Source organism: Variovorax sp. P1_H2 (assembly GCF_056405295.1).
In genome coordinates, this window is the sequence record NZ_JBFUCJ010000065.1 from 26226 (window position 1) to 39300 (window position 13075).

14 protein-coding genes are annotated in these 13075 nt (G+C 69.7%); 5 read left to right on the forward strand and 9 right to left on the reverse strand.

Features of this window, described 5'->3' with window-relative positions; genetic code table 11:
* Positions 1 to 96: 96 nt before the first annotated feature.
* From paaC to AC1D2E_RS21070, 6 genes are all read right to left on the reverse strand, one after another.
* The gene (gene paaC, locus AC1D2E_RS21045) at positions 97 to 870 is read right to left on the reverse strand and encodes a 1,2-phenylacetyl-CoA epoxidase subunit PaaC (protein ID WP_478199197.1); all 774 of its coding nucleotides are present in this window, start codon (positions 868 to 870) and stop codon (positions 97 to 99) included.
* A 221-nt stretch (positions 871 to 1091) separates the two neighbouring features.
* Positions 1092 to 1397, reverse strand: coding sequence for a 1,2-phenylacetyl-CoA epoxidase subunit PaaB (paaB, locus tag AC1D2E_RS21050; protein WP_478173000.1), 306 nt, complete (start codon positions 1395 to 1397; stop codon positions 1092 to 1094).
* A 27-nt stretch (positions 1398 to 1424) separates the two neighbouring features.
* Positions 1425 to 2438 (reverse strand): 1,2-phenylacetyl-CoA epoxidase subunit PaaA, encoded by a 1014-nt coding sequence (gene paaA, locus AC1D2E_RS21055; RefSeq protein WP_478199198.1) that lies wholly within the window; start codon positions 2436 to 2438, stop codon positions 1425 to 1427.
* A gap of 24 nt (positions 2439 to 2462) precedes the next feature.
* A complete protein-coding gene (gene paaK / locus AC1D2E_RS21060) occupies positions 2463 to 3782 on the reverse strand; it encodes a phenylacetate--CoA ligase PaaK (protein WP_478199199.1) in 1320 nt (439 codons plus the stop codon).
* Between the two features lie 73 nt (positions 3783 to 3855).
* Entirely contained in the window at positions 3856 to 4305 is a 450-nt protein-coding gene (paaI, locus tag AC1D2E_RS21065) for a hydroxyphenylacetyl-CoA thioesterase PaaI (RefSeq protein ID WP_478199200.1), read from the reverse strand.
* Positions 4306 to 4314: 9 nt separating this feature from the next.
* On the reverse strand, positions 4315 to 5115 hold the full coding sequence (locus tag AC1D2E_RS21070) for an enoyl-CoA hydratase-related protein (RefSeq protein ID WP_478199201.1): 801 nt from the start codon (positions 5113 to 5115) through the stop codon (positions 4315 to 4317).
* A 170-nt stretch (positions 5116 to 5285) separates the two neighbouring features.
* Between AC1D2E_RS21070 and AC1D2E_RS21075 the strand changes: the two genes are divergently transcribed.
* Positions 5286 to 5888 carry a phenylacetic acid degradation protein PaaY gene (locus tag AC1D2E_RS21075; protein ID WP_478199202.1) on the forward strand — a complete coding sequence of 201 codons (603 nt, stop codon included), beginning with the start codon at positions 5286 to 5288 and terminating at the stop codon, positions 5886 to 5888.
* Here AC1D2E_RS21075 and AC1D2E_RS21080 read toward each other — a convergent pair whose 3' ends face one another.
* Both AC1D2E_RS21080 and rpe read right to left on the reverse strand, forming a co-directional pair.
* A complete protein-coding gene (locus AC1D2E_RS21080) occupies positions 5889 to 6860 on the reverse strand; it encodes a succinylglutamate desuccinylase/aspartoacylase family protein (RefSeq protein WP_478199203.1) in 972 nt (323 codons plus the stop codon). It lies immediately after the preceding gene.
* Between the two features lie 77 nt (positions 6861 to 6937).
* A complete protein-coding gene (gene rpe, locus AC1D2E_RS21085; protein WP_478173007.1) occupies positions 6938 to 7633 on the reverse strand; it encodes a ribulose-phosphate 3-epimerase in 696 nt (231 codons plus the stop codon).
* Between the two features lie 93 nt (positions 7634 to 7726).
* Between rpe and apaG the strand changes: the two genes are divergently transcribed.
* The 4 genes from apaG to thiL all read left to right on the forward strand — a co-directional run bounded on the left by apaG (position 7727) and on the right by thiL (position 11694).
* Positions 7727 to 8125, forward strand: a complete 399-nt coding sequence (gene apaG, locus AC1D2E_RS21090; RefSeq protein ID WP_478199204.1) for a Co2+/Mg2+ efflux protein ApaG — start codon at positions 7727 to 7729, stop codon at positions 8123 to 8125.
* A gap of 78 nt (positions 8126 to 8203) precedes the next feature.
* Complete coding sequence (locus AC1D2E_RS21095) at positions 8204 to 9472, forward strand: cation:proton antiporter (RefSeq protein WP_478199205.1); 1269 nt, start codon at positions 8204 to 8206, stop codon at positions 9470 to 9472.
* Positions 9473 to 9593: 121 nt separating this feature from the next.
* A complete protein-coding gene (locus AC1D2E_RS21100) occupies positions 9594 to 10718 on the forward strand; it encodes a YbdK family carboxylate-amine ligase (protein WP_478199209.1) in 1125 nt (374 codons plus the stop codon).
* Positions 10719 to 10725: 7 nt separating this feature from the next.
* The gene (gene thiL / locus AC1D2E_RS21105) at positions 10726 to 11694 is read left to right on the forward strand and encodes a thiamine-phosphate kinase (protein ID WP_478199206.1); all 969 of its coding nucleotides are present in this window, start codon (positions 10726 to 10728) and stop codon (positions 11692 to 11694) included.
* A 26-nt stretch (positions 11695 to 11720) separates the two neighbouring features.
* On the opposite strand, the gene AC1D2E_RS21110 is transcribed toward thiL, so the two are convergent.
* A partial coding sequence (locus AC1D2E_RS21110; RefSeq protein ID WP_478199207.1) for an ATP-binding response regulator occupies positions 11721 to 13075 on the reverse strand: 1355 nt, incomplete at its 5' end.

Here is a 13075-nt window from a genome sequence, read left to right on the forward strand (position 1 = left end):
GCCGCGCACGGCCGCCCGAAGCGGCCGGCCCGCCCCCCGGCAGGGGGGTCGGAGGAAGCGACACGGAGTGCGCGACGACTGGGGGGGGAGCAACAGTCACCACACGCCCCCGGGAAAGCTGCGCTGCAAGTGCTGCATCTCGGCCAGGATGTAGCCCATGTGCTCGCTGTGGACGCCCTGCTTGCCGGTGCTGCGGAAGGCCGCATCCTTGGGCTCGGCCAGCGCCGCTTCGGCCAGGATCGTGCGCATCTCGGCCCGCCACGGCGCCTGCAGCTCCGACCAGCGCGGGCCCAGTCCGGCGGCCGCCGCGGCCTCGTCGACCGCATCGGACTCGAACATCTCGGGCACGTAGCGCCACAGGTCTTCGAGCGCACGCTCGATGCGCCGGCGCGACGCCTCGGTGCCGTCGCCCAGTCGCACCACCCAGTCGGCCGCATGCTGCTGGTGATAGCGCGCTTCCTTGACCGCCTTGCCGGCGATGCCCGCGAGTTCGGCGTCGCTGGAGTCGCGCAGGCGCTCCCACAGCAGCTTCATGAGCGTCGCGACCATCGCGTTGCGCAGCACCGTGAAGGCGAAGTCGCCGCGCGGCAGCTCGACCAGCGTCAGGTTGCGGTAGTCCTTCTCGTCGCGCAGGAAGGCCAGCTGGTCCTCGTCGTGGCCGAGTCCCTCTAGGCGGCCCGCGTGCGTCAGCACGGCGCGGGCCTGGCCGATGAGGTCGAGCGCCATGTTCGACATGGCGATGTCTTCCTCGAGGATCGGCGCGTGGCCCGACCACTCGGCGATGCGCTGGCCGAGGATCAGGCAGGTGTCGCCGAGGCGCAGCAGGTACTGCACGGCGGGCGTGTTGTCGATGGCGATGGAGGCTTGCATTTCAGTAGTCCCTGGCGCAGCGCGCCTTGCACAAGAAACCGGCGCAGCCCAGAGCCAGGGATACCGCGGAACTGGCTTTGCCAGGCCGCTGGTATCGCCCCCTCGAGGGGCTGAGGTCCGCGGCTCCAAGCCTGCCTGCGCAGGCTTGGACGGATCCGAAGAGCCGCTGCCTCTGGCAGCGACTCGGGGCGCCGCAGGCGCTTCGGGGGAGTTTCTTCATTTCACATGTGGTCGACGGAACCGGGCAGCTTGTAGAAAGTCGGGTGGCGGTAGACCTTGTCTTCCGCCGGATCGAAGTACATGTCCTTGTCGGCCGGGTCGCTGGCGACGATCTGGTCGGAGCGCACCACCCACACGCTGGTGCCCTCCTGGCGCCGCGTGTAGACGTCGCGCGCCATCTGGATCGCCATCTTGGGGTCGGCGGCATGCAGGCTGCCGCAGTGCTTGTGGTCGAGGCCGGATCGGCTGCGCACGAAGACCTCCCAGAGGGGCCATTCGGTGGCGGAGGCGGGCGTCGGGTTCGTCATCTCTTTGTTCCTTTGGGTGATGCCGGCTCAGGCGGCCAGCGTGGTCGGCTCGGCGCGCTTGGCGGCATGGGCGAGCGCGGCTTCGCGCACCCAGGCGCCGTCTTCCCAGGCTTTCACGCGGGCGCCCAGGCGCTCGCGGTTGCAAGGGCCGTCGCCGCCGATCACGCGCCAGAATTCGCTCCAGTCGATCGGTCCGTGGTCGTGGTGCTGGCGCGCCTCGTTCCACTTCAGGTCGGGGTCGGGCAGCGTGACGCCGAGCACCTTGGCCTGCTCGACCGCGGCATCGATGAACTTGGCGCGCAGGTCGTCGTTGCTGAAGCGCTTGATGCCCCAGCGCATCGACTGCGCCGAGTTGGGCGACTGGTCGTCGGGCGGGCCGAACATCATGATCGAGGGCCACCACCAGCGGTTGACCGCGTCCTGCACCATCGCCTTCTGCGCCTCGGTGCCCTGCTGCATCATGGTCAGCAGTGCCTCGAAGCCCTGGCGCTGGTGGAAGCTCTCCTCGCGGCAGATGCGGATCATCGCGCGCGCATACGGTGCATACGAGCAGCGGCAGATCGGCACCTGGTTCATGATCGCGGCGCCGTCGACCAGCCAGCCGATGGTGCCCATGTCGGCCCAGCTCAGGGTCGGGTAGTTGAAGATCGAGCTGTACTTGGCGCGGCCCGTGTGCAGCGCATCGACCATCTGGTCGCGCGAGGTGCCGAGCGTCTCGGCGGCCGAATACAGGTACAGCCCATGGCCGGCCTCGTCCTGCACCTTGGCGAGCAGGATCGCCTTGCGCTTGAGCGTGGGCGCGCGCGTGATCCAGTTGCCCTCGGGCAGCATGCCGACGATCTCGGAATGCGCGTGCTGGCTGATCTGCCGCACCAGGGTCTTGCGGTAGTGCTCGGGCATCCAGTCCTTGGCCTCGATGAAGCCGCCTTCGTCGATGCGGGCGTCGAAGCGCTGCTCGAGCTGCATCTCCTCGGCGGAGCGCACCGGCTTCTTGCCGTCTCCGGGCTCCTTGCCCATCGTGTCCATCGCTTGCGTGTACATGGTGTCTGTCCTTTCAGCCGGTGCTTATCGGGGGCGGGAATCGACCACGCGCTTCGCCTTGCCGGTGAGCGTGCGTTCGATCGAATCGGGAGCCAGCACCTCCACCTGCGTGGAGATGCCGACCAGGGTCTTGATGCGCTGCTGCAGCCACTGCGTGATCTCGCGCCGCTCGGCGTCGTCGGTGGCCGACACCGCCTGCGGCTGCAGCTCGCACTGCACCTGCACGGTGTCGAGCAGGCCGTCGCGGCTGACGTTGATGCGGTACTGGCCCGAGAGCTTGGCGTGCTGCAGCACGATCTCCTCGATCTGGGTCGGGAAGACGTTGACGCCGCGGATGATCAGCATGTCGTCGGAGCGGCCGACGATCTTGCCCATGCGGCGGAACGAACGGGCCGTGGGCGGCAGCAGGCGCGTGAGGTCGCGCGTGCGGTAGCGGATGATCGGCAGCGCTTCCTTGGTGAGCGAGGTGAAGACCAGCTCGCCCTCCTTGCCGTCGGGCAGCACCTCGCCGGTCTCGGGGTCGACGATCTCGGGATAGAAGTGGTCTTCCCAGATCACCGGGCCGTCCTTGGTCTCGATGCATTCGCTGGCCACGCCCGGGCCCATCACTTCCGACAGGCCGTAGATGTCGACCGCGTCGATGCCGGCCTTGCCTTCGATCTCGCGCCGCATGGCCTCGGTCCAGGGCTCGGCGCCGAAGATGCCGACCTTGAGCGAGCACTCGCGCGGGTCCTGGCCCTGGCGCACGAACTCCTCGATGATCACCTGCATGTAGCTCGGCGTGACCATGATCAGGTCGGGCCGGAAGTCGCGGATCAGCTGCACCTGCTTCTCGGTCTGGCCGCCCGACATCGGGATCACGGTGCAGCCGGCGCGCTCGGCGCCGTAGTGGGCACCGAGGCCACCGGTGAACAGGCCGTAGCCATAGGCCACGTGCACGATGTCGCCGCGGCGGCCACCGGCCGCGCGGATCGAGCGCGCCACCAGGTCGGCCCAGTGGTTGATGTCCTGCAGCGTGTAGCCCACCACGGTCGGCTTGCCGGTGGTGCCCGAGGACGCATGGATGCGCGCGACCTGCTGGCGCGGCACCGCGAACATGCCGAAGGGGTAGTTGTCGCGCAGGTCCTTCTTGGCCGTGAACGGGAACTTCGACAGGTCGCTCAGCTGCTTCAGGTCCGACGGGTGCACGCCCTTGGCCTCGAAGGCCTGGCGGTAGTGCGGCACGTTGTCGTAGGCATGGTGCAGGGTCCAGCGCAGGCGCTGCAGCTGCAGGGCTTCGATCTGGTCGCGGCTGGCGGTCTCGATGGCGTCGAGGTCGCCGGGTGCGGGTTGCTTGACGGGCATGGGTGTCTCCAGTTCAGTCAGTTGAGGACAGAGCAAAAACGCTGCGCAGTTTCTTGATCTGTCCCGCAAGGTCTCAGTAAGCCACCGCCGGCTTGCCCTTGATGGTGTAGGAGCGGCCGCGGAACATCGCGATCCGCTCGCCGCGCTGGTTGGTGATCTCGCTGTCGTAGACGCCGGTGCGTCCGGCCTTCGACAGCTCGACGCTGCGGGCCGTGAGCACGTCGCCCTCGCGTGCCGGCGCCATCAGGTCGATCGAGAAGCCCGAGGCCACGGTGAGCTCGTTGTAGGAGTTGCAGGCGTAGGCGAAGGCGGTGTCGGCCAGGGCGGCGAGGAAACCGCCGTGGCAGGTGGCGTGGCCGTTGAGCATGTTGGCGCGCACGGTCATCGTGACCGTAGCCTGGCCGGGCGCGACCTCGGTCACGTCGATGCCCAGGCCTCGGACCGCGGGGTCATTGGCGTACATGCGCTCGCGCACCAGGTCGGCGGTCTGCTGCGGGGTCGCTTCGGTGGCGGTATGGGGCATGTGAGGGTCTCAGCGATCGGTGAAGACGGGCGCGCGCTTGGCGCCGAAGGCGGCCACGCCCTCGAGATAGTCATGGGCGCTGCCGAGTTGCGCCTGCACCGCGGCCTCGGCGTCGAGCGCCTGGTCGAGGGTCAGGTGCTGGGCGCCGTCGATCGCGGCGCGGGTCGCGGCCAGGGCCTTCACGGGCATCGCGGCGAGGCGCTGCGCGAGCCTGGCGGTCTCCTCGGCCAGGTCCGCGTCGGCTACGCACTTCCAGATCAGGCCGATGCGCTCGGCCTCGGCGGCCGGCAGCTTGTCGCCCAGCATGGCCAGGGCCAGCGCGCGGGCGCGGCCGACGATGCGCGGCAACAGCCAGGTGCCGCCGGTATCGGGCACCAGCCCGATCTTGGCGAAGGCCTGGATGAAGCTGGCCGATTGGCCGGCCAGCACGAAGTCGCAGTTCAACGCCAGGTTGGCGCCCGCGCCGGCCGCCACGCCGTTGACCGCAGCGATCACCGGCACCGGCATCGAACGCAGCCGCTGCACCAGGGGCTTGTAGAGCAGCTCGATGGTGCGGCCCAGGTCCTTGGGCGGTTCGCCGGGCGCCGAGGGCGCGACCATCGGGTCGGCCAGGTCCTGGCCGGCGCAGAAGCCGCGGCCGGCCCCGGTGAGCACCACGCAGCGCACCTCGGCATTCGCCGCGGCGGCGTCGAGCGCCTGGCGCAGCGCCTGGTGCATGGCTTCGGTGAAGCTGTTGAGCGCGGCGGGCCGGTTCAGCGTCAGCGTCAGGACCGGGCCCTGCTGCGCGGCAAGCACGAGTGTGTCGGACAAGCTGTGTCTCCTGTCTTGGGTTTTGGCGTAGGCGGGGTCTTGACCGGTATCAAAAGTATCATTGACCGACCGGTCGGTTAATCATAGGATCGGAAAAAGCTTGACGCAAGTCAAAGCTGCCAAGGGATTACCCTGATCCCGGCTTCCATCCAGAAACAACGGAGATTGCCTTGCCTTGTTATTCCATCGAAGGGGTGGTGCCGGTCGTCGATCCGAGCGCCTATGTGCATCCGACCGCGGTGCTGATCGGCGACGTGATCGTCGGGCCGGACTGCTACGTGGGGCCCTGCGCCGTGCTGCGCGGGGATTTCGGTCGCATCGTGCTCGAGCGCGGCGCCAACGTGCAGGACACCTGCGTGCTGCACGGCTTTCCGGCCCAGGACACGGTGGTCGGCGAGAACGGCCACATCGGCCACGGCGCCGTGCTGCACAGCTGCACCGTGAGGCGCGACGCCCTGGTCGGCATGAACGCGGTCGTGATGGACGAGGCCGAGATCGGCGAGGCCGCGATCGTCGCCGCCTGCGCCTTCGTGCCGGCGGGCCGGAAGATCCCCGCCCGTTCGCTCGCCGCCGGCATGCCGGCCAAGGTGCTGCGCGAACTCAGCGACCAGGAAGTGGCGTGGAAGCTCGAGGGCACCCGGACCTACCAGGCGCTGACGCTGCGCAGCCTGGCGAGCATGCAGGAAGTGGCCGCGCTGACGGCGGTCGAGGCCGGCCGGCCGCGGCTCGATGCGCCGGACGTGCGGCCGCTGATCGCGACCAAGCGGGGTTGATCAGGCCTTGCGCGCCAGGTCCCGCTCGCTCTCCACCGCGAAATAGAACCATTCGGTCCCCGGCAGCGCCTCGGCGTTCGGGAACACGATGAAGCCATCGCGCTCGGCGTGCAGGACGCTGCCGTCCTCGCGCAAGCCGATCGGCTCGCCGCGCGCCACGCGGTCGAAGGTGGCCCACTCGCGCACGAACTGGTCCTCCTCGTGCAGCCGGTCGGTGACGCTGACCAGCCGCAGCAGCTCGGGCGAAACCGGCGGCGGCGCGGCCGGGTCGGGCTCGATCATCCCCAGCAGCCGCAGCGCCGACAGAATGGCCCGGTACGCGACCTCCGGCGCGGCCGGGTCCTCGTGCTGCCCGCATTCGAGCGTCACGCCGTAGCCGCCGCGGCTGCGCATGTACTCGTTGGTGCCCCAGCCGAAGGCCAGCGCGGCCTCGTCGGCGGCCTGTCCGCGCTGCGCCAGGCCGGCGGCATAGATGTCGAGCCAGCCCTCGACCACCCGCGGCGTGCCCAGGTGCAAGGCCAGCTGTCCTTCCTCGAAGGCGCGCGCGAAGGGTTCGAGCGTGCCCTGGTTGTCGCGCGGCCCGATCATCGCGAAGGCCTCGCCCTCGCTCTGGAAGGAATGCAGGTCGAGCAGCACCTCGTGCCGGTCCAGCAGCGGGCACAGCAGATCGGTGATGCGGGCCTCGTAGTCGGCCGGCTCGGCGTCCGGCGCGGTCGGCCGGAACAGGCGGTTGAGGTTGCGCTCGCCTTCGCGCCGCAGCCGCCGCCGCGCCAGCGGATTGGCCACCGGCACCAGGCTGAGCTGGCCGCGCAACAGCTGAAGCGATCCGGCATCGAGCCCGGCCACGATGCGCTCGATGCCAGCGGTGCCGCAGGTCTCGTCGCCGTGCACGCCGCCCAGCACGATCAGGCGCGGCCCGGGTTGCAGGGTCGCGTACCCATGGATGCGAAGAAAGTCGTGAGGCGCGGTCATTTCGCCGCTCATCCTACAGTGCGGTCTGGTCGACACCGGCAAGGGTCCGGCGACCGACCGGGCCTACGACGACAAGCTCAGGCCTTGACGGTGGTGGCCAGTTGCTCGCGCATCGCCCTCACCACGCTCCCATAGTCCGCGGCGTTGAAGATCGCGCTGCCGGCCACGAAGGTGTCGGCACCTGCGCTGGCCACGCGCGCGATGTTGTCGGCCTTGATGCCGCCATCGACTTCCAACCGGATGTCGCGGCCGGTCTGGTCGATGCGCTTGCGCGCGAGTTCGATCTTGCGCAGAGCCGAATCGATGAAGCTCTGGCCGCCGAAGCCCGGGTTCACGCTCATGATCAGGATCAGGTCGATGTCGTCGATCGCCCAGTCGAGCGCCTCCAGGCCCAGGCCCGGGTTGAACACCAGCCCGGCCTTGCAGCCGGCCGCCTTGATCGCCTGGATGCTGCGGTGCGTGTGCGGCGATGCGTCCGGATGGAAGCTGATGTAGTCGGCACCGGCCTGCGCGAAGGCCGCCGCCAGCGCATCGACCGGCTGGATCATCAGGTGGACGTCGATCGGCACCGGCTGGCCGTCGGGTGTCTTGGCATGCGGCTTGAGGGCCTGGCAGACCATCGGCCCGAAGGTCAGGTTCGGCACGTAGTGGTTGTCCATCACGTCGAAATGGATCCAGTCGGCACCGGCGGCGACCACGTCGCGCACTTCGTCGCCAAGGCGTGCGAAATCGGCCGAGAGGATGGAGGGGGCGATTCTGAAGGGGCTGCTCATGGGCCCGGATTGTCGCAGCAGGGGAAAACCCCGTACACGGGCCGGCGCCGGGCCGCCTCGAGGTGGCCTGCGGCCCGATGTACCATCGTCTCGATGTCGCGTCTCCTCCCCATCAGCATCCAGGTCGAGCCCCGCTACCTGCCAGACCAGTCCTCGCCCGAGGACCGGGTGCATACCTTCGCCTATGCCGTGACGGTGACCAACCATGGCAAGGTGGCGGCACAACTGATCGCGCGCCACTGGGTCTTCGCCGACGCCTCCGGCCACACGCAGGAGGTCGACGGCCTCGGCGTGATCGGCCAGCAGCCCCTGCTGGCGGCAGGGGAATCCTTCCGCTACACCAGCGGCTGCCGGTTGCAGGCGCCCAGCGGTACCATGCACGGCAGCTTTTTCTTCGTCACCGAGCGCGGCGAACGCTTCGACGTTCCGATCCCCACGCTGGTGCTGGAAGCCGACGCGGGCGACATGCCCTCTTCGCGCGTGCTGCACTGAGCACGCTTTCTTTCTTCGAGCCATGAACGCCTCGCGCGCTCTGGATGTTCCGCGGGGCCGATGTTCCCCAACGTATCGATGACGACTTTTCTTCCCGATGATCTGCTGGGCTTCTGGTCGGAATGGGTGCGGCCCTCGGCCGGCCTGCCGACCGTGCTGTGGTCGCTGCTGCTGGCCGCCGCGGCCGCGGCCGGCCACCTGGTGCAGCGCTACATGGGCCTGCCCAAGGTGGTCGGCTATTCGATCGTCGGCACGGTGGTCGGCTTCGCCGGCTTCGAGGGCGCGATCTGGCCGCTGCAGGGCATCAGCCTGTTCCTGCTCGAACTCGGCGTGGCGATCGTGCTGTTCGAGGCCGGCGGCCGGCTGCCGCTGCGCTGGTTCAAGCACAACCCGATGGTGCTGGTCCAGAGCCTGCTCGAATCGACGCTCACCTATTTCGGCGTCTTCTGGACCCTGCACTGGCTCGGCATCCCCGACCCGGTCGCGAACCCGATCGCGCTGATGGCGATCGTGGCCTCGCCGGCGGTGCTGAGCCGGGTCGTGATGGACACCCGCGCCTCGGGCCCGGTGACCGAGCGCGCGATGACGCTCGCCACCCTCAACACCTTCTATGCGCTGGCGCTCGGCTACGCGCAGGCCGGCCTGATCGAGCATGCGCCCACCGGCCTGCTGCAGAAGCTCAACCCGGTCGGCGTGGTGCTCGGCCTGTCCTTCGTGGTCGGTGCGCTGATGGCGCTGTCGCTGCGTTCGGCGCTGCGGGTGATGAGCCCGACCAGCGAGAACACCTCGATCCTGCTGCTGGCGATCATCGCCGCCGGTGCCGCGCTCGCGGCGCACTTCGGCGGCTCGGCGCCGCTGGCGGCCCTGATCGGCGGCGTGCTGCTGAAGGCCCTCAACCCCAAGCCCTGGGCCTGGCCGCGGCAGCTCGGCACCGCGGCCTCGCTGCTCACGATGCTGATGTTCGTGCTGGTGTCGATCGTCGCCGCCCAGGCCGACTGGAGCCTGCCGGTGGCCAGCGTGGTGCTGAGCGTCATCGGCGTGCGCGCGCTCGCCAAGATCGCCGGCGTCGCGATCGCCAACCCGGGCAGCGGCGCGAGCTGGAAGCAGGCCTTCTGGGTCGGCTGCGCGATGTCGCCGCTGTCGTCGATCGCGATGCTGATCACCTCGGCCTTCGTCACCGCCTCGCCGCTGCTGGGCGCGATGATCACGCAGATCGCACTGCCCGCGATCCTGCTGATGGAAGTGCTCGGCGCGGTGTTCGCCACCGTCGCCATCCACGCCGCCGGCGAGAGTTCGATGCCCTGGACGCCCGAGGCCTTCGGGACCGTGGAGGACACCCAGCGATGAGCGCAGCGCCGGGCCGCCCCAAGCAAGCTCGCACCGCAGTGCGAAGCACGGAGGTTTCATGACCAGCCGCACGATCGACCCGCGGACCGGCGCCCCGGCCAACACGCCCGCCAGCCGGGTGGTGCCGCTCGAGCCCTTCAACAAGTCGGTGGCGCTGTCGCTCGGCGTCGAGCTCGAGCTGCAGCTGGTCAACACCCACGACTACGACCTCGCGCCCTATGCCGAGGACATGCTGCGGCTGATGGCGCAGACCCCGCTGCCGGGCAGCGTGGTGCCCGAGATGACCTCGAGCATGATCGAGATCTCGACCGACGTCTGCCATTCGGCGCTCGACGTGATCACCCAGCTGACGCCGATCCGCGATGCGCTCGTCAGGAACGCCGACAAGCTCAACATCGCGGTGGTCGGCGGCGGCACGCATGCCTTCCAGCAGTGGCACGAGCGGCGCATCTACGACAAGCCGCGCTTCCGCGAGCTGTCGGAGCTGTACGGCTACCTGTCGAAGCAGTTCACGATCTTCGGCCAGCACGTGCACATCGGCTGCCCGGATGCCGACGCGGCGCTCTTGATGCTGCACCGCATGTCGCGCTACATCCCGCACTTCATCGCGCTGTCGGCGTCCTCGCCCTTCGTGCAGGGGCAGGACACGCAGTTCGATTCGGCGCGGCTCAACTCGGTGTTCGCGTTCCCGCTGTCGGGCCGGGCGCCGTTCACGTTGTCATGGAAGGAGTTCGAGAACTACTTCATGCGCATGACCCGCACCGGCGTGGTTCGCAGCATGAAGGACTTCTACTGGGACATCCGGCCCAAGCCCGAATTCGGCACCATCGAGATCCGCGTCTTCGACACGCCGCTGACGGTCGAGCGCGCCGCCGCGCTGGCCGGCTACGTGCAGTCGCTGGCGGCCTGGTTCCTGCAGGAGCAGCCCTTCACGCCGACCGAGGACGACTACCTGGTCTACACGTACAACCGCTTCCAGGCCTGCCGCTTCGGGCTCGATGCGCTGTACGTGGACCCGGCCAGCGGCGAGCACATGCCGCTGCGCGACCATATCCTGATGACCATGACCCAACTCGAATGGCACAGCGAGGCGCTCAACGCCACGCAGGCGCTCGGCGAGCTGCGCACCAGCGTCGAGGCGAACCGCAACGATGCCCGCTGGCTGCGCGAGAAGCAGGGCAAGGAACGCCTGCTGGCCGAGGTGGTTCGCCAGGCCGCGCTGCGCTTCAGAAGCTCGGCGGTGTGAGCAGATCATGAGCGGCACCGGCGAATTCGACCTCATCGCGCGCTACTTCACGCGCCCCGCGCAGCGCTCGCCACTGGGCGTCGGCGACGACTGCGCCCTGCTCGCGCCGGCGCCCGGCATGCAGATCGCGGTGTCCTCCGACATGCTGGTCGAGGGCCGGCACTTCCTGTCGACGGTCGACCCCGTGCGGCTCGGCCACAAGGCGCTGGCGGTCAACCTCAGCGACCTGGCCGCCTGCGGTGCCAAGCCGCTGGCCTTCACGCTGGCGCTCTCGCTGCCGTCGGTCGACGAGCCCTGGCTCGCCGCCTTCTCGCGCGGCCTGTTCGCGCTGGCCGATGCGCATGGCTGCGAGCTGGTCGGCGGCGACACCACGCGCGGCCCGCTCAATCTCTGCATCACGGTGTTCGGCGAAGTGCCGGCCGGCGCGGCGCTGCTGCGCTCGGGCGCACGCGCGGGCGACGATGTCTGGGTCAGCGGCACGCTCGGCGATGCGCGGCTGGCGCTCGAGGTGTTCCGCGGCGCGCTGGCGCTGCCGGCCGAGCTGTTCGAGCTGGCGCGCGGCCGCATGGAACAGCCGACGCCGCGTGTCGCGCTGGGCCTGGCGCTGCGCGGCATCGCGACGTCGGCGGTCGACCTCAGCGACGGGCTGGTCGGCGACCTCGGCCACGTGCTGCGCGCAAGCGGCGTCGGCGCGCGCCTCGACGTCGATGCGGCCGCGAAGCTGCTGGCGACCGGTGACATGGCAGGCCTGGACATCCCCATGCGGCGCGCCTGCACGCTGGCCGGCGGCGACGACTACGAGCTCGCGTTCACGGCGCCGGCGTCGGCGCGCGCCGCGGTCGAGCAAGCCGGTCGCGCAAGCTCGACGCCGGTCACGCGGATCGGCGCCATCGAGGCCGAGGCGGGCCTGCGCCTGGTTGACGCCCAAGGCGCTGCCGTGACGCAGCGCTTCGCGTCCTTCGACCACTTCGCCTGAGCGGGCTTCGGTCGCCCCAAGCGGCCTCAAGCGCGGCGTCGGTTCTCGACCGGTACCGCCTCGAGCACCGCGAAGGCCGAATCGATCTCCAGATCGTTCAGCACGCAGGTCAGCCCGCGGTAGAGCTCGTTCGGCGACACCGGCTTGTGCAGCAGCGGCACGCCGCTGGCCCGGGCCTCGCGCAGGCGCTGGGGCGCGGTATCGCCGGTGATCAGCAGGGCCGGCAGCTGCGCGCCGAACTCGGCACGCAGCGCCGCGATGGCCTCGGCACCGGTGCGCAGTTCGCGCAGGCGATAGTCGCTGATGACCAGGCCCGGCGGATGGGCCCGCGCCAGCGCCTGGGCGTCCTCGATCGAGTCGGCGACATCGCATTCGCAGCCCCAGGCCGTCAGCAGCTGCTGCATGCCGGCGCGCACCGCCTCGTCGTCGTCGATCACCAGCACCCGGACGTCGAAGACCCGCGCATGGCCGGCGGCGGTCTCGAAAACGCTGCTCGCAACACCGCTCTGCGCGATCGGCAGGGCCAGCCTGAACACGCTGCCGCGCCCTGGCTCGGACACCAGCGACAGCGGGAGGCCCAGCGCACGCGCCAGGCCCTGTGCGATCGCCAGGCCCAGCCCCAGGCCCTTGCGCCGGTCGCGCTCGGCGTTGCCGAGCTGATGGAACTCGCGAAAGATCTCGCTGTGCTGGGTCGGCTCGATGCCGATGCCCGTGTCCCAGACTTCGAGCAGCAACTCCCGCCCACGGCCGCGGCAGGCGACCAGCACGCCGCCGCTGTCGGTGTAGCGGATCGCGTTCGAGACCAGGTTGCGCAGGATCAGCGCCACCAGCGCCGGGTCGGAGCGCACCGCCGCATGGGTCTCGCGCGAGCGGTAGACGATGCCCTTGGCGTCGGCTTGCGGCGCCAGTTCGTTCTCGATCCGGTTCAAGAGGGGCTGCAGCAGGAAATCCTGCATCTGCGGCTCGACCACGCCGGCCTCGATGCGCGAGAAATCGAGCAGGGTGTCGAGCATCTCGGCCGAGGCCTGCCAGGTGGCGCGGGCATTGGCCAGCGCGTCGTACTGGGCCCCCGACAACTTGCTGCGGGCCAGCACCTCGAGGAACAGCCCCTGCGCATGGATCGGCTGGCGCAGGTCGTGGCTGGCGGCGGCGAGAAACTTGGACTTGGCCAGGTTCGCCTGGTCGGCCTTCAGCTGCGCCGCCTGCGCATGGCCGGTCTCGACCCGCAGACGCTCGATCAGCTCCAGGTTTTCGAAGCGCAGGTCGATCGCCGCGCGCGCTGCCCGGGCGCTGTTGCGCGCCTGGCCGAACAGCGTGGCGACATAGAGCACCGCGCCCACGCCGAGCGCGTTGTAGGCCGGGTCGCCCAGCAGCACCAGCT

Bases quoted from the DNA above. Each gene is read 5' to 3' on its own strand.
- paaC (WP_478199197.1), bottom strand. From the start codon at position 870: ATGCAAGCCTCCATCGCCATCGACAACACGCCCGCCGTGCAGTACCTG.
- paaB (WP_478173000.1), bottom strand. From the start codon at position 1,397: ATGACGAACCCGACGCCCGCCTCCGCCACCGAATGGCCCCTCTGGGAG.
- paaA (WP_478199198.1), bottom strand. From the start codon at position 2,438: ATGTACACGCAAGCGATGGACACGATGGGCAAGGAGCCCGGAGACGGC.
- paaK (WP_478199199.1), bottom strand. From the start codon at position 3,782: ATGCCCGTCAAGCAACCCGCACCCGGCGACCTCGACGCCATCGAGACC.
- paaI (WP_478199200.1), bottom strand. From the start codon at position 4,305: ATGCCCCATACCGCCACCGAAGCGACCCCGCAGCAGACCGCCGACCTG.
- AC1D2E_RS21080 (WP_478199203.1), bottom strand. From the start codon at position 6,860: ATGACCGCGCCTCACGACTTTCTTCGCATCCATGGGTACGCGACCCTG.
- rpe (WP_478173007.1), bottom strand. From the start codon at position 7,633: ATGAGCAGCCCCTTCAGAATCGCCCCCTCCATCCTCTCGGCCGATTTC.
- apaG (WP_478199204.1), top strand. From the start codon at position 7,727: ATGTCGCGTCTCCTCCCCATCAGCATCCAGGTCGAGCCCCGCTACCTG.
- AC1D2E_RS21095 (WP_478199205.1), top strand. From the start codon at position 8,204: ATGACGACTTTTCTTCCCGATGATCTGCTGGGCTTCTGGTCGGAATGG.
- thiL (WP_478199206.1), top strand. From the start codon at position 10,726: ATGAGCGGCACCGGCGAATTCGACCTCATCGCGCGCTACTTCACGCGC.